At 59.3% G+C, this 21,929-nt stretch carries 21 protein-coding genes; 11 read left to right on the top strand and 10 right to left on the bottom strand.

The window, feature by feature from the left end; translation table 11 throughout:
• Positions 1–8: 8 nt before the first annotated feature.
• From CR155_RS13395 to CR155_RS13375, 5 genes are read right to left on the bottom strand one after another with little or no spacing between them, the layout of a single operon-like run.
• The gene (locus tag CR155_RS13395; RefSeq protein ID WP_233214272.1) at positions 9–923 is read right to left on the bottom strand and encodes an ABC transporter permease; all 915 of its coding nucleotides are present in this window, start codon (positions 921–923) and stop codon (positions 9–11) included.
• A 3-nt stretch (positions 924–926) separates the two neighbouring features.
• On the bottom strand, positions 927–1,862 hold the full coding sequence (locus CR155_RS13390; protein ID WP_102070543.1) for an ABC transporter permease: 936 nt from the start codon (positions 1,860–1,862) through the stop codon (positions 927–929).
• A 9-nt stretch (positions 1,863–1,871) separates the two neighbouring features.
• Positions 1,872–2,858: an ABC transporter ATP-binding protein gene (locus CR155_RS13385; protein WP_102070542.1), complete on the bottom strand. Its 987-nt coding sequence runs from the start codon at positions 2,856–2,858 to the stop codon at positions 1,872–1,874.
• Positions 2,855–3,982: an ABC transporter ATP-binding protein gene (locus CR155_RS13380; RefSeq protein WP_102070541.1), complete on the bottom strand. Its 1,128-nt coding sequence runs from the start codon at positions 3,980–3,982 to the stop codon at positions 2,855–2,857. The genes CR155_RS13385 and CR155_RS13380 overlap by 4 nt, the downstream gene beginning before the upstream one ends.
• Entirely contained in the window at positions 3,979–5,649 is a 1,671-nt protein-coding gene (locus CR155_RS13375; RefSeq protein WP_102070540.1) for an ABC transporter substrate-binding protein, read from the bottom strand. Before CR155_RS13375 ends, CR155_RS13380 begins: the two co-directional genes overlap by 4 nt.
• Positions 5,650–5,908: 259 nt before the next feature.
• On the opposite strand from CR155_RS13375, the gene CR155_RS13370 reads away from it, so the two are divergent.
• From CR155_RS13370 to CR155_RS13330, 9 genes are read left to right on the top strand one after another with little or no spacing between them, the layout of a single operon-like run.
• A complete protein-coding gene (locus tag CR155_RS13370) occupies positions 5,909–6,940 on the top strand; it encodes an ABC transporter substrate-binding protein (RefSeq protein WP_233214271.1) in 1,032 nt (343 codons plus the stop codon).
• Between the two features lie 40 nt (positions 6,941–6,980).
• Positions 6,981–8,048 (top strand): ABC transporter ATP-binding protein, encoded by a 1,068-nt coding sequence (locus CR155_RS13365; RefSeq protein WP_102070538.1) that lies wholly within the window; start codon positions 6,981–6,983, stop codon positions 8,046–8,048.
• On the top strand, positions 8,041–8,949 hold the full coding sequence (locus CR155_RS13360) for an ABC transporter permease (RefSeq protein WP_102070537.1): 909 nt from the start codon (positions 8,041–8,043) through the stop codon (positions 8,947–8,949). Before CR155_RS13365 ends, CR155_RS13360 begins: the two co-directional genes overlap by 8 nt.
• A gap of 8 nt (positions 8,950–8,957) precedes the next feature.
• Complete coding sequence (locus tag CR155_RS13355; RefSeq protein ID WP_102070536.1) at positions 8,958–9,752, top strand: ABC transporter permease; 795 nt, start codon at positions 8,958–8,960, stop codon at positions 9,750–9,752.
• Positions 9,749–10,885 (top strand): NAD(P)/FAD-dependent oxidoreductase, encoded by a 1,137-nt coding sequence (locus tag CR155_RS13350; RefSeq protein WP_102070535.1) that lies wholly within the window; start codon positions 9,749–9,751, stop codon positions 10,883–10,885. The genes CR155_RS13355 and CR155_RS13350 overlap by 4 nt, the downstream gene beginning before the upstream one ends.
• Positions 10,875–11,210: a (2Fe-2S)-binding protein gene (locus CR155_RS13345; RefSeq protein ID WP_102070534.1), complete on the top strand. Its 336-nt coding sequence runs from the start codon at positions 10,875–10,877 to the stop codon at positions 11,208–11,210. Before CR155_RS13350 ends, CR155_RS13345 begins: the two co-directional genes overlap by 11 nt.
• Positions 11,203–12,588 carry an FAD/NAD(P)-dependent oxidoreductase gene (locus CR155_RS13340; RefSeq protein ID WP_102070533.1) on the top strand — a complete coding sequence of 462 codons (1,386 nt, stop codon included), beginning with the start codon at positions 11,203–11,205 and terminating at the stop codon, positions 12,586–12,588. The genes CR155_RS13345 and CR155_RS13340 overlap by 8 nt, the downstream gene beginning before the upstream one ends.
• A gap of 27 nt (positions 12,589–12,615) precedes the next feature.
• On the top strand, positions 12,616–12,972 hold the full coding sequence (locus CR155_RS13335) for a RidA family protein (RefSeq protein ID WP_102070532.1): 357 nt from the start codon (positions 12,616–12,618) through the stop codon (positions 12,970–12,972).
• Between the two features lie 22 nt (positions 12,973–12,994).
• Positions 12,995–13,924 (top strand): LysR substrate-binding domain-containing protein, encoded by a 930-nt coding sequence (locus CR155_RS13330; RefSeq protein ID WP_102070531.1) that lies wholly within the window; start codon positions 12,995–12,997, stop codon positions 13,922–13,924.
• Here CR155_RS13330 and CR155_RS13325 read toward each other — a convergent pair.
• Together CR155_RS13325 and CR155_RS13320 are read right to left on the bottom strand one after the other, a co-directional pair.
• A complete protein-coding gene (locus tag CR155_RS13325) occupies positions 13,893–15,020 on the bottom strand; it encodes an NAD(P)/FAD-dependent oxidoreductase (protein WP_233214264.1) in 1,128 nt (375 codons plus the stop codon). The genes CR155_RS13330 and CR155_RS13325 overlap by 32 nt on opposite strands.
• A 270-nt stretch (positions 15,021–15,290) precedes the next feature.
• Positions 15,291–16,256: a MerR family transcriptional regulator gene (locus CR155_RS13320; protein ID WP_102070529.1), complete on the bottom strand. Its 966-nt coding sequence runs from the start codon at positions 16,254–16,256 to the stop codon at positions 15,291–15,293.
• Positions 16,257–16,445: 189 nt separating this feature from the next.
• On the opposite strand from CR155_RS13320, the gene CR155_RS13315 reads away from it, so the two are divergent.
• On the top strand, positions 16,446–16,901 hold the full coding sequence (locus CR155_RS13315; protein WP_102070528.1) for a fasciclin domain-containing protein: 456 nt from the start codon (positions 16,446–16,448) through the stop codon (positions 16,899–16,901).
• Positions 16,902–17,019: 118 nt separating this feature from the next.
• On the opposite strand, the gene CR155_RS13310 is transcribed toward CR155_RS13315, so the two are convergent.
• Genes CR155_RS13310 through CR155_RS13300 form a run of 3 tightly spaced genes read right to left on the bottom strand, consistent with a single transcriptional unit; the run spans position 17,020 to position 20,405 of the window.
• Positions 17,020–18,519 (bottom strand): M81 family metallopeptidase, encoded by a 1,500-nt coding sequence (locus CR155_RS13310; RefSeq protein ID WP_102070527.1) that lies wholly within the window; start codon positions 18,517–18,519, stop codon positions 17,020–17,022.
• Positions 18,516–19,532 carry a Bug family tripartite tricarboxylate transporter substrate binding protein gene (locus CR155_RS13305; RefSeq protein ID WP_102070706.1) on the bottom strand — a complete coding sequence of 339 codons (1,017 nt, stop codon included), beginning with the start codon at positions 19,530–19,532 and terminating at the stop codon, positions 18,516–18,518. Before CR155_RS13305 ends, CR155_RS13310 begins: the two co-directional genes overlap by 4 nt.
• A 54-nt stretch (positions 19,533–19,586) precedes the next feature.
• Positions 19,587–20,405 (bottom strand): carbon-nitrogen hydrolase family protein, encoded by an 819-nt coding sequence (locus CR155_RS13300; protein ID WP_102070526.1) that lies wholly within the window; start codon positions 20,403–20,405, stop codon positions 19,587–19,589.
• A 152-nt stretch (positions 20,406–20,557) separates the two neighbouring features.
• Here CR155_RS13300 and CR155_RS13295 point away from each other — a divergent pair, with 152 nt between their 5' ends.
• Positions 20,558–21,898 (top strand): aspartate aminotransferase family protein, encoded by a 1,341-nt coding sequence (locus CR155_RS13295; RefSeq protein WP_102070525.1) that lies wholly within the window; start codon positions 20,558–20,560, stop codon positions 21,896–21,898.
• Positions 21,899–21,929: the final 31 nt, after the last annotated feature.

Raw genomic sequence — 21,929 nt, 5'->3', positions numbered from 1 at the left:
AGGTAGGATCAACGCAGGGTCGGATCGAGATGGTCGCGAAGCCAGTCGCCCACCAGGCTGATAAAAAAGGTAGTCAGAACAATGATGGCGCTGGGTGCCAGCAGGATCCAGGGCGCGGATTGCAGATACTCGCGTCCGTATCCAACCATATTCCCAAGACTGGTCAATGGTGGTTGCACGCCCAGGCCCAGGAATGACAGCCCCGATTCAAGCAGAATGACTTCGGGGAAAGTCAGGGTGATGCTCACGATAATCGTGCTGGCGATATTGGGCAGAACGTGCCGCCCGTATACGCGCCATGGCGAGGCGCCGATATCGTGAGCCGCGCTGGCGTAGCCTTGTTCGTTGGCTGCAATGGTCAGGCTGCGGGTGATCCGGGCGGTACGTTCCCAGCCGTAGAAACCCATCAGGCAAATGAACAAAGTCAGCGTATTACCGAAGAAGGCCAGGACGGCCAGGGCAATGATCATGAAGGGCATGGACGCCTGAAAGTCGATCAGTGTCAGGACCAGTTGTTCCACCCAGCCGCGAAAATGGGCGGCCAAAAAACCCAGGACAACGCCGATCAGCGCGGAAATCATCGTGCTGGCAAACGCAATCAATAAGCTGATCTGAATCGAAATGATCAAGCGCGAAAGGACATCGCGGCCCAGTTCGTCGGTGCCGAGCCAATGTGCGCGGGTGCCGCCGAAAAAGGCGGGCGGTTGCAGCCGGGCTTTCAGATCCAGTGCACTATAGGTAGACGGAGCGAGCAGGTCGGCCAGCAAGGCAATGATCAACATGCCGACTATCCACCCCATGCCCGCCAGGACCAATGGCGAGCAGTCGCGCAGAAACAGCGCCACAGGGCTGACGCGTCTCGCGGGAACCGTGTATTCCATAGACGGCACTTCGGCGGTCATAATCGATGAAGAGAGTTTCATTGTTCAGACCCCCGCCTTGGATGAGGCGCTACGCAGGCGCGGGTCGACCAGGCAATACACAGCGTCTACGATTAGATTGGACAGGACCATGGTGATGGTGATGAGCAGCAGGGCCGCCTGAACCACCGACAGATCCCGATTGGAAACGGCCGAGACGATCAGGCGACCGATGCCTGGCCAGGAAAAAACACTTTCTACGATTACCGCGCCGGCTACCAGGCCGCCCAGCATGAGACCGGCTATCGTGATCATGGGCATGGCGGCATTGGGCAGGGCATGGCGGATCACGACCTGGCGCCACGTCAATCCCTTGGCGCAGGCCGCCCGGATATAGGGCTGGCCCAGGACTTCCAGCATGGCGGACCGCGTAAACCGTGCCAGCACGGCGGCGCCCCCAACGCTCAGTGTCAGGATTGGCAGTACGGCATGCCCCGGCGTACCGTAGCCTCCACTGGGCAGCCAGCCTAAACTGACGGAAAAAACCAGTACCAGTACCAGGCCTAGAACGAAGCTGGGCAGGCAGTGCCCGGCAACCGACAGACTCATGACAGCCCGGTCAACGAAAGAGTCGCGGTGCAGGGCTGCGAAAATTCCGGTGGGAATGCCGATGAGCAAATGCAGCAGGAAGGCGGGCAGAGCGATGGCCAGGGTGGCCGGGATGGCGTCGATAACCAGTTGCATGGCCGGGGTGCCATCGCGCATGGATTCGCCAAAGTTCCCCTGGGCCAGGCTGACAAAGTAGCCAACAAATTGCTGCCACAAGGGAACGTCCAGCCCCCAGCTTTTACGGAAGGCTTCAATCGCTTCCGGTGGCGCATCGGGCGACAGGATGATCAGGGCGGGATCGCCCGACATCCGCAAAATGACAAAGGCAAAACTAAGGACTAAAAAGATCGTCAATAACGACCGTAGCCCGCGAGACGCAAGGTAAGCCAGCATGGGGTGGTCCTAAGTATGGGGAACAGTCGTGGCGTGTAAATGGCAGGCGACCCGGCGCGCGCCGTCCACGATCGCGAGTTCGGGGCGAATTTCCCGACAGACGGCGGTGGCGTGTGCGCAGCGCGGGTGAAACGCACAGCCACTGGGCACCTGGATAGGGTTCGGCGGCTCGCCCTGCAGAATAATCCGTTGGGTTTGCTGTTTGCGCCTCGGGGAAGGGATGGCTGAAATCAGCGCGCGGGTATAGGGGTGCGCTGGATCACGAAATAATTGTTCGGCGGATCCTTGCTCGACGATCCTGCCCAGATACATGACGGCGACGTCATCGCAGACGTGGCGCACCACTTTCAGGTCATGGCTGATGAACAGCATGGCCACGCCAAGCTTTTGCTGCAGATCGCCCAGCAAATTGATCACTTGTGCCTGAATAGATACGTCCAGCGCGGAAATCGGCTCATCGCAAACCAGCAGGCTGGGCTTCAAGATCAAGGCGCGCGCCAACACAACGCGTTGGCGTTGTCCACCCGACAGCTCATGCGGATAGCGTTCGAACAAGTGCGGTGTGAGTCCAACGGCTGCCATGATTTCGCGGGCTTGGTGTTTCTGATCAGAGGCGCTAGCGCCGCCGAGCACGATCAGCGGCTCGGTAACCTGGTTGATGACCGGCAGGCGGCGATCCAGGACGCTGAGGGGGTCCTGATAGACCATTTGCATTCGTTTGCGCAGTTGGCGCCAAGCCGAGGTGCGTTTGTGAGGCACTGCCGCCCCTTCGAACTGCACGTTGCCCCGACTGGGAGCCAGCAAGCCCAGCACCATCTTGGCCGTGGTGGATTTGCCGCAGCCCGACTCGCCGACCAGTCCCAGGGTCCTGCCTGCCGCGAGCTCAAAGCTGACGCCATCGACCGCGCGCAGTACGTCACGTTGACCAAACCATGCGCCGGATTTCCGCACTGCGTAATGGCGTGCCAGGTTGTTGACGCTGAGCAAAGCCGTCATTGGACATCCGCCTTGAGACAGGCAACGTGATGGCCTTGAACCATCGGGAGCAAGGGCGGCACCGCACTGGCACAACTATCGCTGGCATGCTGGCACCTGGGCCGGAAACCGCACCCGCTGGGCAGTTTACCGGCTTCCGGTACGGTGCCCATGATCGCTTCCAGACGGCCGTTCTCAGACTCGAGGTCGGGCAGGGCGGCGATCAGTCCACGGGTATAAGGGTGCATGGGTGCCGAGAACAGCCTGTCGGTGGCGGCGGATTCGACGACGCGTCCGGCATACATCACCATGACGCGGTCGCTGACATCGGCAATCACGCCCAGGTCATGCGAGATCAGAGCCAGCGCCATGCCGGAATCGACCCGAATTTCCTTCAGCAGATCAATGATCTGCGCCTGGACGGTGGCGTCCAGCGCCGTCGTGGGTTCGTCGGCAACCAGCAGATCCGGCTTGCCCGCCAATGCGATGGCGATCATGACGCGCTGATTCATGCCTCCGGAAAGTTCATGCGGATAGGCCTGAAGCCGCTGTGCTGCGTTCGGGATACGCACGCGTTCAAGCAGGCGCTTTGCCTCGGCTTTAGCGGCTTGTCGGCCCAGCCCCTGGTGCAGGGCAACGGCTTCGGCCACCTGCGTGCCGATGCGGTGGGCTGGATTCAGGGACGAGGACGGATCCTGGAAAATCATGGCTATACGCTTGCCACGGATCTGGGTGATGGCTTGCGGCGTGGCATTCAGGATTTCCTGGTCCTTCAAACGCGCGGAGCCTTCGACGCGGGCCTGCTTGCCCAGCAGGCCCAGGATGGCCAACCACGTAATGCTTTTGCCACACCCGGATTCGCCGACGATGCCGACGGCTTCGCCTTGTTGAATCTCCAGGTCAATACCGTGCAGTATCGGCACTATCCGGCCGTTTTGCTCGAAGCTTACACGCAGATTGCGGATGCTTATCAGTGCAGGCGATTGCACTTGCTGCAACGACGGCAGCGGCTCAGTTTGCGGCGACACATCACCCGAAGGACGATAAGGCAGTTCCAATTGCGTCGGCTGATATCGCGGTGATAGGGCCGGTGTAGTGTCCGCGCTGCGTCTTAGCGGCGGCCGTAGCAGTAGGGTCGCGTTCATGGTTTGTCGAACTTGATATTGCTGGCGCGAAAGTCCATCGTGAAAGTGGGTGACCATTTCCAGTCGATATCTTTACGTTTGCCGTAGAACAGGGCGGTACGGTGCAGCACTGTGTACGCCGGATCTTCACGTTCGCTGATTTCCAACATGCGCTGGAAGGTCTTACGGCGCTGCGCGGCATCGACCGACGTTTCCAGGACGGAAGACAGCGTGTTGAACTCGGCATTGGTCCATTCGCCGTTTTGCTGTTGTTGACCGTTGGGTCCATGTTGGTTGACCAGCGAACTGACTGGATCGCTATAGGGCGCGGAGTTGGACCAGTCGCGGATGCCGCGAGGACTGCTTCGGTCCCACACCTGCTGCCAGTTTTCCTTCATTTGCAGTTCAATGTTCAAGCCGGCAGCGCGCCACATCTCCACCAGAATCTGCGCGGTCTGCACTTGATTGGTGTAGTAGTTGTTCATGACACGGTAAGGAATAGGCTCGCCCTTGTATCCTGATTCTTTCACCAATCTTTTCGCCAGCTCAAGATCGAATTCGGGGGCACGCCAGTCTTGAAGATACATGTCGCCGTAGTACTCCCACTGCAAGCCGGCAGGCACGCTGGTGCGATTGTCCCAGAGCGCCTGTACGATGACGTCCCGGTCAATTGCATGCGTGAGCGCCTGGCGTATCTTGAGGTTGGCCAGTATGGGGTGGCTGGTGTCGAACACCATGATGCGATGGTTCAGGACGGGGCCGCCGACCACCTCGAACTTTGGATTGGCTTCCACGGTTTTGATCTGGTCCGGCGGGATGTCCGTGATGAAATCATATTGACCCGACAGCAGGCCGTTGATGCGCGAAGACACTTCCGGCACGACCACATAACGGATTTCGCGCACATTGGGCTTGCCGCCGAAATAGTCGTCGTGGGCTGCCAACGTCAGGGATTGATCCTGTTTGAAGCTTTTGACCTTGAAGGGTCCGGCGCTGACGGGCGCCTGCGCCCATTCATTCCAGTTTTTTGAAGCCAGGTAGGCTTGTTTTGAGACGATTTCTGAGCCTAGACGAGCGATGCGTCCCTCGAGTGTCAGATCCGCTACGGCGTTCACGAAGTGGACCGTGTGCGCATCCACCACCTTGACCGCTTCCAGCGATGGCCATAGACGCCTGGCAATTGCCGTAACTTCCGGGGGAGGCGCTGCCATGGTGCTGCCTGCCGTCGTCATCTGCTTCTTGCCATTGTCCACGGCGATGGTCTTGTCATCCTGGTCGGGGCGGCGTGCTTGGGTGTCCGCAAACATGCGCTCGGGGCCGAAGCTGAACGCCACATCTTCCGCAGTCAATTCCTGGCCGTTATGAAAGCGCACGCCTTTGCGCAGTTTGATTTCGATGGTTCTATCGTCAATCCGCTTCCAGGATTCAGCCACGCCCGGCTTTTGCGACAAGTCGCCCTGGGCGTCCAGCTCGATCAGGCTGGAATAGATCATGGGCAAGAGCCGGCTGCCCACATTACTTTGTTCGCGCAAAGGATCCAGCGATCCCGAATTCACGATTTGTTGGACGGCCACCGTGATGACGCGGCGCTTATCGGCCTCTTGGGCCAGGGCCGTCGAGCCGATGGAGAGAGGGGAAATGATCAAGGCGGAACTGAGTGCCAGTATGCCGCGACGCGTAACGTTCATGAGTTCTTCCGTGGGTTGCATCAATAGGCACGGACTTTACGTGACCAATGTGTCAAGTACATGAAACCTCACGACATGAAGCGCTCGCCCACTCCAAGCCGGTCCCGTGCAACGGCACGTCGATGGTGTTCGGTGCATACCAAAAATTTATTGATGCGGCCTTTATTTGCATTTGACCGCATGAGGCGGCGCCTAGCACAATCTCCTTGCAGCAGTGTTTCACCGTGCTCATCCGGTCGTCCCATTCAAGGAGATGTATATGCATTTACGTATGAAACTCACGGCAGCCATTCTTGCCACCCTGTGCACTTCGGCTGTCTGGGCTGAGTCCACGCTTTATGTGGCTGCGAATGGTGGGTCGACCGAAAAGCTGATGAAGGAGAAGATTTTCCCCGCCTTCGAAAAAGAGCATCCCGGGACCAAGGTCGTCCAGGTCACCGGAACCTCGACAGAAACGCTGGCCAAGCTGCAAGCTCAACGAAAAAAACCCGAGATAGGCGTTGCGTTGATTGATGATGGCCCGATGTGGCAGGCGCTTCAATTAGGATTCTGTACGCCCGTCAAACCGGAAACCTACAAGGATCTGTATTCGATGTCGAATATCGACGGCAAGGCTGTGGGTATAGGGCTGGTGGCTACAGGCTTGGCATATAACACCGAGGCGTTCAAGAAACTGGGTCTGCCCCCGCCGGATTCATGGGAAGCGCTGGTCGATCCGCAATTCAAACAGAAAGTGGTGATCCCATCGATCACCAATACGTATGGTTTGCACACACTGGTCGTGTTTGCGCGATTGCGCGGAGGTGGTGAAAAGAATATTGAGCCCGGCTTCAAGGCCATGATTGAGGAGGCGCAGCCGAACGTCGTCTCATGGGAGCCTGCACCCGGCAAATTGGCGGAGATGTTCCAGAACGGGAGCGTGATACTTGCCGCGCACGGAAGCGGTCGAGTCCAGGCGCTTAAGAATACCGGCTTTCCAGTAGAGATGGTCTACCCCAAGGAAGGCGCGGTTTCCCTGCAGATCGCCGCCTGCGCGATCGACAAAAGTCCAGAACCGGAATTAGCCCAGGCTTTTATCGAGTTCCTGGTGCGTCCTGAAAATCAGGCCCTGCTTGCCGAGTCCGAGGGCTGGGGACCTACCAACAAGACGGTAGAACTCTCGCCTGAAGTCGCCAAAAAGGTGCCGTATGGTGCGAAAGCCGTCGAAAACATGCTGGTCATGGACTGGACTGCTATCAATCCCAATCGGGCGCAATGGACGACACGCTGGAACCGTACGGTCGAACGTTGATTTCTGTCAGCCGTACGCGTAAAAAAGAGAGGGGCGCGCCATGACTTACTTGATTCTTGAAGGACTTGCCAAGCGCTACGGAGATCTCACCGTCGTCGAAGACATCAGCCTTGAAATCGAACGCGGCGAGTTCCTCTCCTTACTCGGTCCGTCGGGCTGCGGCAAGACCACCACCTTGCAGATGGTGGCGGGCTTCACCGAACCGACCCGCGGCCGCATCCTGCTCGAAGGTCGCGACATCACGCGGACTCGCCCGGAAAAACGCGGCATGGGCATTGTTTTTCAAAGCTATGCCCTTTTCCCGCACATGTCAGTAGCAGCCAATATAGGGTTCGGCCTGGAGATGCAAGGCATGGCCCGCAGTGAGCGCGGCCAGCGCATCTCCGAAACGCTGGAACTGGTTCGGCTCGATGGCCTGGCCGATCGCTTTCCCCGCGAACTGTCCGGCGGCCAGCGCCAGCGCGTGGCTGTTGCCCGAGCACTGGCAATACGTCCCAATGTGCTGTTGCTGGACGAGCCCATGTCCAATCTGGATGCCAAATTGCGCGAGGAAATGCATATCGAGTTGCGCGCCATCCAGAAAAAGCTGGGCATCACGACCATACTCGTTACTCATGACCAGATTGAAGCCATGACCATGAGTGATCGGATTGCCGTCATGCATGGCGGAAAAATCGTACAAGTCTCCACGCCGTTCGAGGCCTACGAACGTCCCAGGTCGGCGTTCGCCTCCAGTTTCCTGGGCAAGACCAACTGTATTGCCGCGCGCATTACGGAAAGGCAGCCGAATTGTTGTCGGGTGCAAATGGGCGGGCTCAATGTACGCATTCCACATGAAAGCGCCCAGTACGCCGACGAAATCCAGGTTTATATCCGTCCAGAGAAAATCCGTGTGGCGACACCCACAGACAGCCGCATAAGCAGTGTCGTACGGGCTCGCATGTTCCTGGGCAACCATTGGGCAATGGAAGTGGAAGGGCCGCTCGGTCGGTTACGGGTCAATATTCCCAACGTGGGCATCCCGCCTGCGGTTGAAGGCGACACGGTGCACCTGGCCTGGCAGGACGAAGACATGCGCATGTTGGACGCGGAGACTGCGCATGGCTGACTCAGTGGCTGTCAGCGCGGACGTGCGCCGTTCTCACCGTCCATGGTTCGGCAACCCGACTCCATGGCTGCTTTGCGGCCCCGCGCTATTGCTGTTTCTAGGCTTGCTGCTGATTCCATTGCTGCTGACGGCGGTGTTGTCATTTTCTGTTTATGACAGCACCACAGGGACGGGTGAAGGGTACACATTCGCCCATTACGTTGAAGTGCTCACCGATAGTTATTATCACGAAATATTTCTGCGCACGGGCGGCATGTCGCTGGCGGTCACCGTCTTGTGTGTCGCACTGGGCGTGCCCGAGGCGCTGATCCTCTCCCGCATGCGCAGCCCCTGGCGCGCGATTTTCCTGGTCGTCATTCTGGGGCCGTTGCTGATCTCCGTGATCGTGCGCACGCTGGGCTGGGCGATCCTGATGGGCAATGAAGGCCTGATCAATTCCGCCCTGCAATCGCTGGGTCTTATCAGCAGCCCGTTCAAGATGCTCTACACCATGGGTGGCGTAACCATCGCGCTCACGCATGTGCTGATTCCATTCATGATCATCTCGGTCTGGGCCTCCATCCAGAAGCTGGATCCTTCCGTGGAGAACGCAGGGCTTTCCTTGGGCGCATCGCCTTTGACGGTATTGCGACGCGTCATACTCCCGCAAATTATGCCGGGGGTTCTCTCGGGAAGCATCATTGTGTTCGCCCTGGCGGCGTCGGCCTTTGCCACACCTGCCATTCTGGGTGGGCGCCGGCTCAAGGTGGTTGCCACAGCCGCTTATGACGAGTTCACTGCGACCTTGAATTGGCCCCTGGGCGCCGCCATTGCCATATTGCTGCTGATAGCCATGGTTCTCATCATTCTCGGAAGCAATTATCTGGTCGAGCGACGCTATCACGCCGTCTTCGAGCGCTAGGAGCCGTCATGCAAAAGAATCATTGGCTGGGGCTCACCTATCATTCGCTTTTTATTCTGTTCATTACAGCCCCCTTGCTTGTGGTTGTGGCGGTATCGTTCACCTCGCTGGGCTACATTTCATTGCCCAGCGACGGACTGTCACTTCGGTGGTTTTACGCCATCCTGGATGAACGCCAGTTCATCGATGCCTTTCTGATGTCTGCCTGGCTGGCATTGGTGAGCGCTTCAGTGGCTGTGATACTCGCCGTCCCCGCCGCCCTTGGCTTGGCGCACTATCGGTTTCCCGGGCGCAATGCCTTGACTGCCTTCTTCTTGTCGCCCTTGATGATTCCCCATGTGGTGATGGGTATTGCCTTTTTGCGTTTTTTCAATCAGGCAGGATTCAGCGGTTCCTTTGGGTGGTTGTCCATGACGCACGTGATTGTGGTGTTTCCCTATGCGCTGCGCTTGACCCTCGCCTCTGTTATTGGGCTGAGCCGTGACACAGAGCTGGCCGCGCGATCGCTCGGCGCCAGGCCCCACACGGTTTTCAGGCGGATTGTGCTGCCCCTTATTCTGCCTGGGGTGGCGGGCGGCTGGATGCTGGCGTTTATTCAGAGCTTCGACGAGGTCACTATGACGATCTTTGTGGCGACACCCGGCACCACCACTTTGCCGGTCGCAATGTACAGCTACATCTCGCAAAGCATCGATCCTCTGGTCGCGTCGCTCTCCACCGTGTTGATCGTGGTGACCACGATCACCATGTTCGTTCTGGACCGGCTGGTTGGCCTTGACCGGGTTTTGGTGGGTAAGGGATGACGATGTCAAACGACAGTGATGTGCTGGTGGTTGGCGCAGGCTTGGTCGGAAGCGCCATTGCGTACGGACTGCTGCGGCAAGGTTTGACCGTCACGCTGCTCGATGAGGGTGATGTGGCCTTCCGCGCGTCGCGCGGGAATTTTGGCCTGGTATGGGTCCAGGGAAAGGGCTTTGGTTGCAGCGCATATGCCCGCTGGTCCCTGGCCTCGTCGCGTCTGTGGCCCGGTTTCGCGGCCGATTTGCTCGACGAGACACAGGTCAATGTAGAGCTTGTCCAGAATGGCGGTTTTCACTTCTGCCTGAATACGCAGGAATTTGTCGAGCGACGTGAGCGCCTCGAGTGGCTGCAGGCTGAGGTCGGACCGCACTATGAATTTGAAATGCTCGAGCAAACCGCTATGCGCGGCCGATTGCCGGGCGTCGGTCCGGACGTTACCGGGGCAAGTTACACGCCTATGGACGGTCATGTGAATCCGCTGAAACTCTTTCATGCGCTGCATAAGGCCTGTTTGGGCCGCGGTGCGGTCCTGCATGTCAATCGTCGGGTCCAAGACATTCTGCACACCGACGGCACATTCCATGTCGCGACGTCCAATGGCGCCTTTCAAGCGCCGCGCCTGGTGTTGGCGGCTGGCCTGGGCAATAAACTGCTGGCGGACAAGGTCGGGCTCCATGCCCCCGTTCAACCGAACCAGGGACAAGTGTTAATAGGCGAGCGAATTGCGCCGTTTCTGAAAAATCCCACGATCTACGTTCGTCAAACGGATGAAGGCACGATACAAATCGGTGACTCCATGGAAGACTGCGGCTTCAATGACACCACGCGCACTGATGTGCTGGCCGGAATTGCCGCGCGAGCCATCGTGTGCTTTCCCAAATTGGCGAACTTGAACATCGTCCGTAGCTGGGCCGCGCTTCGCGTCATGACACCTGATGGATACCCGATATACCAAGAGTCCCGATCCTGCCCGGGAGCCTTTGTGGCCACTTGCCACAGCGGTGTCACGCTGGCGGCCGCGCATGCGATGCGCATCGCGCCATGGATGGCCGGGCAGGCCCAGCCAGATGAATTGTATGTATTTTCCGGTGACCGATTCCTCGACCCCCATCGCGAGTTGCACAATGACCACTAACCTGTTTTCGGTACTGCCTGGCGGCATTTCCACGTCGTCGATCATCATCAGTTTTAACGGCGAGACGCGTCGGGTTCCTGCTGGCGTGAGCGTCGCCGCCGCCTTGTTGGGATCAGGTGAAATGCGGCTGCGCGCGTCGCCGGTCAGCGGGGCCCCGCGCGCTCCCTACTGCATGATGGGCGTCTGCTTCGAATGCCTTGTTGAGATCGATGGCGTGCCAAACCGGCAGGGGTGCCTTATTCCGGTCCGGGATGGCATGCAGGTACGCTCGCAGGAAGGGCGGGCGCAATTGGCGGATCAGCCGGAGTCAAGTCATCATGAGTAGCGATGCAGATATTGTCGTGATCGGTGCCGGGCCGGCGGGCATGGCCGCCGCCACGCTCGCCGCCCGTTGCGGAGCCCAGGTCATGCTCCTTGATGAGCAGGATGGAGCGGGGGGGCAAATCTGGCGGAGTATTACGGCGGCATCCGAGGCGCGGCTGCAGACGCTCGGGCCCGATTACGCTGCCGGGCTTGCTCCGGCACGTGATTTTGCGCAATCCGGCGCACAACATATCACGCGAGCGACGGTGTGGCAGGTAACCCGCGACGGCGTCGTCAATTACCTGCACGCAGGCGCATCGTGTTCGATACGCGCCCAACGTGTCATTTTATGCAGCGGGGCGATGGAGCGTCCGTTTCCCATCCCGGGCTGGACGTTGCCGGGCGTGATGACCGCCGGCGCGGCTCAGATTCTGCTGAAGAGCGCCGCTACGGTGCCCACCCAGCCCGCGGTCTTGGCGGGCTGCGGACCGTTGCTCTATTTGCTTGCCTGGCAGTACGTACGGGCAGGGGTGCCCATTGCCGCCATCATAGACACCACGGATTCCAGCGATTACCGCCGCGCAGTGCCGCATCTGCCAGGCGCCTTGAGGGCATGGCCTTATTTGAAGAAGGGGCTTGGCCTGCTGCGCGTGTTGCGCAAGAAGGGAATTCCTTTTTTCAAGGGCGCCACTAATTTGGAAATTGAAGGCGCCGATGCCGTGACGGCCATACGCTTCGTCGCTCGTGGGAAAAAACACCGGCTGCAAACCGCACTCGTACTATTGCATCAGGGGGTGGTGCCGAATACGCAATTCACATGGGCGCTGCGTGCGCCGCACATCTGGGATACCGCGCAATTATGCTGGCGTCCGGATGTTGACGACCTGGGCCGGCTCGCCGAAGTGGAACAGGTGCTTGTGGCCGGCGATGGCCGGGGCATTGGTGGCGCCCAAGCGGCTGGCCTACAGGGCCGTCTCGCCGCGTTGGCTGCGCTGCAGGACCTTGGTCTGATGAGCGCCGACCAGGCCGCGCCGCAGGTGAACGCCGCGAACAACGCGCTTCAAGACCATCTGAGGATTCGCCCGTTCCTGGACGCCATGTATCGTCCAAAAGACGCGAACCGGATTCCCGCTGATGACGTGCTAGTGTGTCGGTGTGAGGAAGTCACGGCGGGAGCAATACGCGGTTTTGTTAAGCTGGGCTGCGCGGGACCGAATCAGACCAAATCGTTTGGCCGCTGCGGGATGGGTCCTTGCCAGGGGCGGCTATGCGGCCTCACCGTAACCGAAGTCATTGCCGAAGCGCGCAACACCACGCCGGAAGAGGTGGGGTATTACCGCATCCGTCCGCCGATCAAACCCATCACATTGGCGGAACTGTCGGCCGCACGCGATTTATAGTCACACTAACCACAACGGAGATCGTCCATGTCAGATATCACTCGCATCGAAACCAACGAACGCATGAGCCGCGTCGTCATCCATAACGGCATCGTGCTTATTGGCGGACTGACCGCAGGTGATGCAAGCCAGGACATCAGGGGGCAGACGCAGCAGGTACTCCAGAAAATCGACAATTATCTGGCCAAGGCAGGCACCGATAACACCCGGATGTTATCGGCACAGATCTGGCTCAAGGATATTGAGCGGGATTTCGCGGGCATGAACGAGGTATGGGATGCCTGGGTGCCCAAAGGTGTTGCGCCGGTACGGGCAACGGGTGAATCCAAATTGGCCCGCGGCGATTTGCTGGTCGAAATTATTGTCACGGCCTCACAGGCCTGAACGGTCAATAGTTGAACGGATCATGAACCCCAAGAGTATCGAGGCTTTCCGGGCGGTCATGCTTACCGGCTCGATGACTATTGCGGCGCGCGACATCCACACAACGCAACCCAATGTCAGTCGGCTGATTTCACATCTGGAATACGAACTGGATATGAAGCTGTTCGAGCGGGCGGGCAACAAGCTCACGCCAACCGATGAGGCCATTGCGTTTCTGGTGGAAGTCCAACGGTATTACCTTGGGCTGAAAACACTGTCGGAGACCGCCGGCAATATCAAGCGTTTCGGTTCCGGCAGGCTGCGTATCGCAACAGCGCCGGCACTTGGACTGGGGTTTATTGCTCGTGCCGTCAGGCGTTTTTCAGAAGTCTGTCCTGGCGTAACCGTATCGGTGCGCACCAATAATTCCGCTACGCTGGAACAGCTTATCGCTTCGCAATTATGCGACCTGGCGCTGGCAGTCTACGCCAGCGGCGGAAACTCCAATGCGGTAAGCGTCGAAAAGCTGGCCGACATACGGGGCATGTGCGCGTTACCACCCGGCCATCGCCTGGCTGACCGCCCTGTTATCGAGGCAAGTGATTTCGAGGACGAGCCGTTCGTCTCGCTATCACTCCATGATGGCATGCGAGAGCGTGTCGACGCATTTTTCAATGACCTGCACGTCCGGCGCAGTATGCTGGTCGAAACCGAGTTCTTTGCAACCGTTTGTTGCATGGTGATGAGCGGCATAGGCCTGAGCGTGGTCAATCCCTTAGTGGCGAAAGACTTTGTCGCACAGGGCCTGATACTTAAGCCCCTTGCGCCTTCCATCCACTTTCCCGTCTATTTGCTCAGCCCCAGCCATCGGCCGGCAAGCATACTGGCGCAGCGGTTCGAAGACGTCGTGCGGGAGCTGCTGGCAGAAGACGTGAAGGAGTTCACGCCGCAGCCGCTAGTGAAAACCGACTGAGCGCGAGACCATCGATAGGGACTTTGCTGGCGCCATCGAGAATCAGCTCGGACACAGCCTGTCCTGATGCCGGTCCAAGTTGAAAACCGCTCGACGAAAAGCCGCAAGCATAAATCAGCTTGGAAGCCTCGGCACTGGCTCCCAGTATGGGCGCGTGATCCGGGGTATATCCTTCTATGCCGGACCAAGCCCGGTTGATCGAGACATGCTTCAGAAAGGGGAAGAGGTCGGTCACGATTTTTGCGCTGTTCGCCAAGCGGGAAAAGTCCAGCTCTGCATGGCCAGCATTGATGTCGACTCCGCAATTCAATTCGCCGCCGATCACGACGGTACCGTTGTCATACTGCTTGAAGGACAGGCCCCGGCTTGTTGCTCCAACCACGGGTTTGATAAAGTGTGGCAACCGTTGGGTAACCATCAGCATCAGGCCGCCAGGCGTGACGGGCAGAAATTCGCCGATGGTTTGCGCAATGCCGCCCGACCAGGCACCGGCCGCCACCACCATGTATTCGGCTTCGAACGCGCCCTGGTTCGTCGTTGCCTGCCATTTTGACGCACCCTGGGTAACATTGCTGACGCGGCAGTTCTCGTGGACGACCGCGCCCTCGGCTTCGGCCGCACGCCGAAAGGCAGTCACAGCACGATAAGGCAGCGCAAAGCCGTCGCGCTCAACCCAGATGGCGCCGGTTACGTGTTCAGAAATGGCTGGCACCAATTCCCGGACGGTTTGTCTATCTACCAGGACCTCATGGTTAAAACCGTGAGCTGCAAGCAAGTCGACGCGGTCACGCAACGTTTGCACGTCGTCTTCGGTTTCGGCTACCTTGATTTGCCCCTGTGCAACAAACCCGCAATCGTCGCCGATGAGATCGTTCAATTCGTGCCACAGGTCGCAGGATGCCAACGTCAGTGGCATTTCTGCCAGTGGGCGGCCCAGCGTGCGCACCCCTCCTGCATTGACCCCCGACGCATGGCGACCGCAATAATCGGCTTCCAGGATGACTACGCGCAGGCCGCGTCGTGCAAGAAAGAATGCGCTGGCGCAACCATGAATTCCGCCGCCAATAATTACCACATCGAAAACATTCTTTTCCACTTTCCGAATCCTTTCATGCATAGGGCCGGGGTGCCAATCAGCAAGGTGGACCTATGACGTTCACTTTACTGGCGTTCTGTCATCAAGGCGAATGATTAGATTTTTGTTTTCATACCAAATTGGTATGGAGATGTGGCCTGATGCGCCGGGTACCTGACCGGCTTGTGTGTTGCTGAATTCCTGATGCCCAACATCTTGGGCCAGTTCAAGCTTAAACGGCTTTCTTCAGCCCTTGGGGAGTGGGGTGGCTTATGCTTGTTGGCATTGCAATCAATGCCCGCCCAGTGATGCTGGCAAAGGCAGCCCTTCTGCACGCGCCAACTGTTCCATGGCGGTTTCCAGGATGGCGCGGGCATGGCCGGCGGCATGTTCCAGGTCGTTATGCAACTGGGCATCGTCTTCGTTGCGGGACGCGCATTGCGCACTGTAGCGCTCGAAGCTACCGACCATCAGAAGAAGCTCCGCCAAATGCTTCGGGCACTCGCAAGCCAAGCCGCTGCCAGCCGCTGTAATTGTAAAGAGCATGTCCTCATCGAAGCGAAGCGTCGGCACGGCGGGTTGCTGCGGCGCGGGCAACCGTTCTCCGGCAAGCGCCGAACGACATAACGACAGCAATTCACCGAGTTCGGCCGGGATACGCGCGGCCATGCATCCCTGTGCACGCAAAGCGCGGATTGTCGCGCTTGCACCAAAGCGGTAAAGAATGACAATGGCAGCGCCAGCATATGTGTTGCGGGCCGACATAATCAGCGGGAGCGCGTTGCCATGAAGCTCCGAGATTTCGATCAGCAGGACCTCGACGTTCGCATCCGTTGGCAGCGATGGCGCTTGTTCAAGCTGTGAGCAACTGCATTGGACAGCAATATCCAGTCCCTCGCGCCCGCTCGCGGCGATGCGCCTGGCAAGGCTGCCTCCAATTACTGCCACCCTGATCGGCCCCTCGGTCCGTTGTTTTTCAGCTGGTGTGCGGATCAACGCTTGCAACTGTTCGCCAGACAAGCCGGCAATTACGCCGATGGCATGGCCCTGATCCACCAACTGCTTCAGCAGCCCGAGCCTGCGGACCTGGTCAGCTGAATACAAGCGCTGGCCGCGTACCGAGCGTTGCGTGTCCGACAGCTTATAACGGCGCTCCCAGACGCGAAGGGTTTCGACGGAGAGTCCGGCCAGGCGGGCTGCAACCCCGCTCCGGTAGGCGATGGGGTTGTCTTCCGTCGCTTCCTCACGTTTTTTCATCTATCGTGCCTTTTCAATTGACCCGCATTTGAACCGCTAATTGCTGCATTATAGCGGTACAAAAGATGGACGAGGATGCGTTAAACGACTAAATTTGTACTCAAGCGGTTCACGTATCCCATCATTGGCCTGCGTGTTCCGTTACTCCGGATCGGACCGGGTTTATTCTTCAAATCACAGGAGTCAACAATGAAACGTATTCTGACTGGAATTTCTCTCGCCCTGGCGCTCGGCACCGTCCAAGCTGCTGACATCGTAGACACTGCGAAATCGGCGGGTTCATTCAACACATTGATCAGTGCAGTGCAGGCAGCCGGATTGGTCGACACCCTTAAAGGACCAGGCCCATTCACTGTCTTTGCACCGACTGATGACGCATTTGCCAAGATTCCGAAAGAAAAGCTCGACGCGCTACTTAAGGACAAGGCGGCGCTGACCAAGGTCTTGACCTATCACGTCGTGCCCGGCAAAGTCATGGCAAAGGATGTGAAGGCAGGTCCGGTAAAAACGGTCGAGGGCAGTTCGCTTTCCGTGACTGCCAATGGCGGGAAAGTGGCCGTGAACAACGCTAATGTTATCAAGGTGGACATTGCTGCGGATAACGGCGTCATTCACGTTATTGATACTGTTGTTATGCCAAAATAAGCAAGCCTCAACGCTGCAGCCGGCCCGCTCCCGAGCGGGCCCTTTCATTTGGCGATCGCGGTATTCACTGCACACGTACTGAAGGACTGTTTCAGTCTTTCAGTTGAACGGCATATGCTCAGTACCCGACCGGAATGTGTCTGTGTTTGAAGGGTAGGCAAGAAAGATCCAGGCAGGCGGGCCCGGGGGCGTCGCAATCAATGATCTGCGCGCAACGCTGGGCAAAGGCGGCGCGGAAATGGTTCTTGGCTTTCGCGCACAACAACCGCAGCTTGCCGGGATCAATGCCGTGCAAAGCATAGAAAGCCGGGTCGTCGGCGGCCACCACTCTTTCGGTAACGATCACGCGCAGTGAAGTCAGGCCTTCGATGCGCAGTACCGCGCTATTGCCACAACGACGTTCTACACCCGTCTGCATCGGACCGGTATTGAGGAAGGTGCCATCGGTCAAGCGTTCCACTATCGCCTGTACCGGCACGCCGTCGCCGAAATGCAGCCCGTTACGTGCGCCCAGCGTGGTTGCCAGCGTCTGCCCGACACCCGCTTCTCGTGCCGCTTGCACAGTAAGCGGATCGGCAAAACTCGCGAACAAGGTGGGTACGCCCGGGCGCGCGGCCATCAATGCTTGAAACAGCCCAGGGGTGTCGCCGCCACCGCCCGACAAGGGGTTGTCGCCAGAATCCGTTACTGCAATCAGGCCCGGCTTGGTGCTGGCCAATGCTGCAGCCACGGCTTCTTCGGGCGTGGGCAGGCGCATGCGAAAGTCCGCGGCAAGTGCATGGATACGGTCCATGACCTTGCGGGCCGCCGCCCGGGCCGCGAGGCCGTCCGGATCTCTGTGGGCGTCGCTGACGACGAAGACCGACGCGCCCGTCGCCGCCGTGTCGGAGTAGGGGAAGCCACCGAATACCGACACATCCAGTACCGGATCGACGGTGGCGTCGCGCGCTGCCTGTTCGAGTGCGTGCATGGGGCCGCCGGGAGCTGTGCGCATATTGATGCTGGGCAGGATGATGCCTTCATTGAGCAGTACGCGGCGCGTGCGCAACCCCTCGTTTACGCAACGCAGCAATCCGTCAAGCACTCGATCGGCTGCTTCATCCATGTCCACATGGGGATGCGTCCGGTACACCGTGGCAATGTCCAGCACATCGGCCCAATCCGGCGGCATATTGCCGTGAAGGTCGAAGCTGGCGCCCAGCGGCACATCGGGCAGAAGTTCCCGCAGCATTCGGGCCACATCCAATTCCGGCGTCTCGCGCGTGGCCGTGATTGCGGCGCCATGCAGCGACAGATAGACGGCATCCCAGCCGCCTTGTGCCGCGCCGGCCAGCACGCCCTCCTTTATTTCCTGGGTGTACCGCTGGATGACGGCATCATCGATCGGTCCGGCTGGCAAGGCGGCCGCGCAGCGCAGCACCACGACTTCCCATTCCGGGTGGGTATCGGCGAAGCGCGCCACCGCACCGAGCTCGGTGGCTGTGCCGCGCATCGTATCCAGTGCGCGGGACCCGGTTTGCCATTCGTATTGCTCGAACTGGGCCATGCCCGCGGGAACCGGCCCGAAAGCGTTGCCTTCGAACCAGAGGCGGGCGACGGCTAAGCGTTTGCGCGTCATTGGATGCTGACCTTGATGTTCTTGAGTACGTCGCCGTAGCGCGCCTGCTCGGCTTTCAGATGCTTGGCCAATACATCGGCGGGGCCGCCGACCGGTACGGCGCCCAATGCACGGAATTTTTCCAGGGTGGCCGGTTCCTTTTCGAAGGCGTCGATCACCGCACTGATTTTATCGATGATGGGCTGAGGTGTGCCGGCCGGGGCGACGATGACGAACCAGGACGGAAGCAGGTAGCCGGGTACTGCTGCGCTTACGGGCTGCACGCCAGGCAGTACTTCGAGTTCGTCCTTGCTGGCTACGCCCAGGGCCACCAGCTTGCCTGCGCGGACGTTTTCCAGCGAGGTGGGGACGTTGTCGCCCGCAAGCTCGATATGACCGGCGAGCAAGTCGGCCGACGCCTGCGACGCACCCTTATAAGGTACGTGGGTGATGTCTACGCCGGCTAGCTGTTTCAGTAGCTCCAACTGGATGTGGCCGGTGCTGCCTACACCAGGCGAGCCCCAGTTGAGCTGGCCGGGATGCGCCTTGGCCCGCTCCAACAGATCGTGAATGTTCTTCAGGCCGGTGCGTGGGTTGGTCACGATGACGTTCGGCACATCGGCCACATACGACACTGCGGCGAACTCCTTGGCCGGGTCGAACGGCATTTTCGGATAAACGTGCGGATTGATAGCCAGCGGGCCGGGCGTACCCATGAGTAGCGTGTAGCCGTCGGGCTTGGCGCGCGCCACTTCCGCCGCGCCGATGTTGGCGCCGGCGCCCGGCTTGTTCTCGACGATGACGCTCTGTTTCAAACCCTTGGACATCCCGTCGGCCACCAGTCGGGCAAGCAGATCGGTGGTGCCGCCAGCGGCAAAGGGCACAATCAGTTGAATGGGTTTGGTCGGCCAATCGTTGGCCGCCGCGACGGGCAGTGCCGCCAACGAAAATGCGGCGGCCACGAACGGAAGGGTCAGGAGCCTGACGGCTTGGCGGCGCGCCGTGCGGCGGCCGGTATACGTTTGCTTTTGCATGATATGCATATCCTTGTGTAGTGGTCCTGCCGAAGAAAATAAAATGCCGAACAGCTAGGGCTGCGCATCCGCCTCGCGCACCAGGCTGCCATAAAGATCCGGCCGCCGGTCGCGCCGCGAGGGATACGCTATCCGGGCCTGGTCCACTTGCGTCCGGTCGATATCTGCCACCAGCAGCGCGTCGCTTGCCGTATCGGCACTTTGCAATACCGTTCCGTCGGGTGCCACGATAAGGCTGCCCCCGCCCATTTGCCAATCGCCTTCTTGTCCCACCTTGTTGGCTGCCGCCAAGTAGCAGCCGTTTTCGAACGCGCGCGTGCGCAGCATTTCCTGGAACATATGTACTCGCGAGGTTGCATAAGGCGCTATCAGCAGTTCGGCGCCGTTGACAGCCAGGCAGCGAGCTGTTTCTGGAAAACCCATGTCATAGCAAATGCCAAGGCCTACACGCCAGTCGTCCAGGGAATAGGTATCGAAGCGTGTGCCGTACCGGAAGTAGATCTTTTCCAGGCTGCGCACCCCGGCCGGATGCGTCTTGCGATATTTGAAGACGATATTGCCAGCCGGATTGATATGCATGGCAGTATCAAAGTACAGGCCGGCCTCGACTTTTTCATAGATAGTGGCCACTACCGCGATGCGATGGCGTTGCGCGGCCTCGCGCATGGTGGTGATGGTAGGACCGGAGTCGTGCTCGGCCAGCGCGAAGTATTTCGCGTCCTGGTATTGGGCGAAGAATATCGTATTGAAGAATTCCGGAAGTACTACCAGCCCGGCCCCTTGGCCGGCTGCCTGTTCAACGTAGGCAACCGCCTTGGCCAAATTATCCTGCAGGTTTTCACTGCTGCGCATTTGCACACATGCAATTCTCATGACTGTTTCCTTGGGATGGATAGGGCTGCTGTCCGGTTCATACCTGTACGGCCTGGAGTGATGTGGCGATCATACGATCTAGGTTCTGGTAATATGAATCATATGATCTACTTTTAACGCCGCCGAGTCAACCGGTAGGCGCATTAACCGACATGACTCACATTTTTCATCGCACGCCGCGCAGCCTTCCCCAACTTGCCCTGCGTGGCGAAGGCAGTTTCCTGATCGATACTGCCGGGCGGCGCTATTACGACGGTTCCGGCGGCGCGGCGGTGTCCTGCCTGGGGCATGCGCATCCCGAGGTCGTGGAAGCAGTGATCGCACAGATCCGCCAGCTTGAATACGCTCATACCAGCTTTTTTACGTCCGAGCCAGCCGAGCGGCTGGCGGACATCTTGGTTCAGCATTCGCCGCCCGGGCTGGGCCATGCCTATTTCCTGTCCAGTGGTTCCGAAGCCGTGGAGACCGCCTTGAAGATGGCACGTCAATACCACGTAGAGGCCGGCGAACCGGGTCGCCGCCATAACATCTCCCGCTTGCAGAGCTATCACGGCAATACCCTGGGTGCGTTGGCCATCGGCGGCCATCGTGGACGCCGGGCGCTATACCAGCCCTTGCTCCCGGAAAGCCACCATGTGTCGCCGTGCTTTGCCCTCCATTACCGCCAGGACGGCGAATCGGATGAGGCGTACGGAACCCGCCTGGCGGATGAACTGGATCAGACGATTCTGGCCTTGGGTCCCAAAACGGTCAGTGCCTTCATCGCCGAAACGGTTATCGGCGCTACCGCGGGCGCCGTCTGCGCCGTGCCCGGTTACTTCCCCAAGATCCGGGCGGTTTGCGACCGCCATGGCGTGCTGTTGATCCTGGACGAAGTCATGTCGGGAATGGGGCGTACTGGCTCCTATCACGCCTTCGAGCGCGAAGACGTGGTGCCTGATCTGCTGTGCCTGGCCAAAGGCCTGGGCGGCGGCTACCAGCCGATTGCCGCCGTCATGGCGCACGACAAGGTAGTCGATACGATAGTGGGTGGCTCGGGGGCATTCCAGCATGGCCATACCTATGTCGGTCATCCAGTAGCGTGCGCCGCAGCGCTGGCCGTGCAGCACATCGTGGCGCGCGACGGGCTGGTCCAGCAGTCGGCGCAATTGGGTGAGTACTTGCAGTTGCGGTTGCGCGAGCGTTTCACGGACCATCCTCATGTGAGCGACATACGGGGTCGCGGCTTGTTCCAGGCGATCGAGCTAGTGGCGCGGCGCGGACCCGACTCAGCATTCGAGCCTGCGCTGCAGCTTCATGCCCATATCAAACGGCAAGCTCTGGCGCGCGGCCTGTTGTGCTACCCCGGCGGCGGCACGATAGACGGCGAGCGCGGCGATCATGTTCTGCTGGCGCCGCCTTACCTGACGACGCGGGCGGAACTCGATGCCGCCGTCGATATCCTGGGCGCGGCCGTTGATGCCTCTATAGCTGGCGTGGCGACAGTACAATAGGCGTCCGCACCGGCGGCAACACAGGAGCATC

The organism is Pollutimonas nitritireducens (assembly GCF_002849615.1).
Lineage (GTDB): Bacteria > Pseudomonadota > Gammaproteobacteria > Burkholderiales > Burkholderiaceae_B > Pollutimonas > Pollutimonas nitritireducens.
The sequence above is the reverse complement of the archived record's forward strand: the minus strand, read 5'-3'. Positions and strand labels throughout refer to the sequence as shown.

Excerpts from the sequence above, each read along its gene's own strand:
- CR155_RS13395 (WP_233214272.1), bottom strand. The coding sequence starts at position 923 with ATGAAACTCTCTTCATCGATTATGACCGCCGAAGTGCCGTCTATGGAA.
- CR155_RS13390 (WP_102070543.1), bottom strand. The coding sequence starts at position 1,862 with ATGCTGGCTTACCTTGCGTCTCGCGGGCTACGGTCGTTATTGACGATC.
- CR155_RS13385 (WP_102070542.1), bottom strand. The coding sequence starts at position 2,858 with ATGACGGCTTTGCTCAGCGTCAACAACCTGGCACGCCATTACGCAGTG.
- CR155_RS13380 (WP_102070541.1), bottom strand. The coding sequence starts at position 3,982 with ATGAACGCGACCCTACTGCTACGGCCGCCGCTAAGACGCAGCGCGGAC.
- CR155_RS13375 (WP_102070540.1), bottom strand. The coding sequence starts at position 5,649 with ATGAACGTTACGCGTCGCGGCATACTGGCACTCAGTTCCGCCTTGATC.
- CR155_RS13370 (WP_233214271.1), top strand. The coding sequence starts at position 5,909 with ATGCATTTACGTATGAAACTCACGGCAGCCATTCTTGCCACCCTGTGC.
- CR155_RS13365 (WP_102070538.1), top strand. The coding sequence starts at position 6,981 with ATGACTTACTTGATTCTTGAAGGACTTGCCAAGCGCTACGGAGATCTC.
- CR155_RS13360 (WP_102070537.1), top strand. The coding sequence starts at position 8,041 with ATGGCTGACTCAGTGGCTGTCAGCGCGGACGTGCGCCGTTCTCACCGT.
- CR155_RS13355 (WP_102070536.1), top strand. The coding sequence starts at position 8,958 with ATGCAAAAGAATCATTGGCTGGGGCTCACCTATCATTCGCTTTTTATT.
- CR155_RS13350 (WP_102070535.1), top strand. The coding sequence starts at position 9,749 with ATGACGATGTCAAACGACAGTGATGTGCTGGTGGTTGGCGCAGGCTTG.
- CR155_RS13345 (WP_102070534.1), top strand. The coding sequence starts at position 10,875 with ATGACCACTAACCTGTTTTCGGTACTGCCTGGCGGCATTTCCACGTCG.
- CR155_RS13340 (WP_102070533.1), top strand. The coding sequence starts at position 11,203 with ATGAGTAGCGATGCAGATATTGTCGTGATCGGTGCCGGGCCGGCGGGC.
- CR155_RS13335 (WP_102070532.1), top strand. The coding sequence starts at position 12,616 with ATGTCAGATATCACTCGCATCGAAACCAACGAACGCATGAGCCGCGTC.
- CR155_RS13330 (WP_102070531.1), top strand. The coding sequence starts at position 12,995 with ATGAACCCCAAGAGTATCGAGGCTTTCCGGGCGGTCATGCTTACCGGC.
- CR155_RS13320 (WP_102070529.1), bottom strand. The coding sequence starts at position 16,256 with ATGAAAAAACGTGAGGAAGCGACGGAAGACAACCCCATCGCCTACCGG.
- CR155_RS13315 (WP_102070528.1), top strand. The coding sequence starts at position 16,446 with ATGAAACGTATTCTGACTGGAATTTCTCTCGCCCTGGCGCTCGGCACC.
- CR155_RS13310 (WP_102070527.1), bottom strand. The coding sequence starts at position 18,519 with ATGACGCGCAAACGCTTAGCCGTCGCCCGCCTCTGGTTCGAAGGCAAC.
- CR155_RS13305 (WP_102070706.1), bottom strand. The coding sequence starts at position 19,532 with ATGCAAAAGCAAACGTATACCGGCCGCCGCACGGCGCGCCGCCAAGCC.
- CR155_RS13300 (WP_102070526.1), bottom strand. The coding sequence starts at position 20,405 with ATGAGAATTGCATGTGTGCAAATGCGCAGCAGTGAAAACCTGCAGGAT.
- CR155_RS13295 (WP_102070525.1), top strand. The coding sequence starts at position 20,558 with ATGACTCACATTTTTCATCGCACGCCGCGCAGCCTTCCCCAACTTGCC.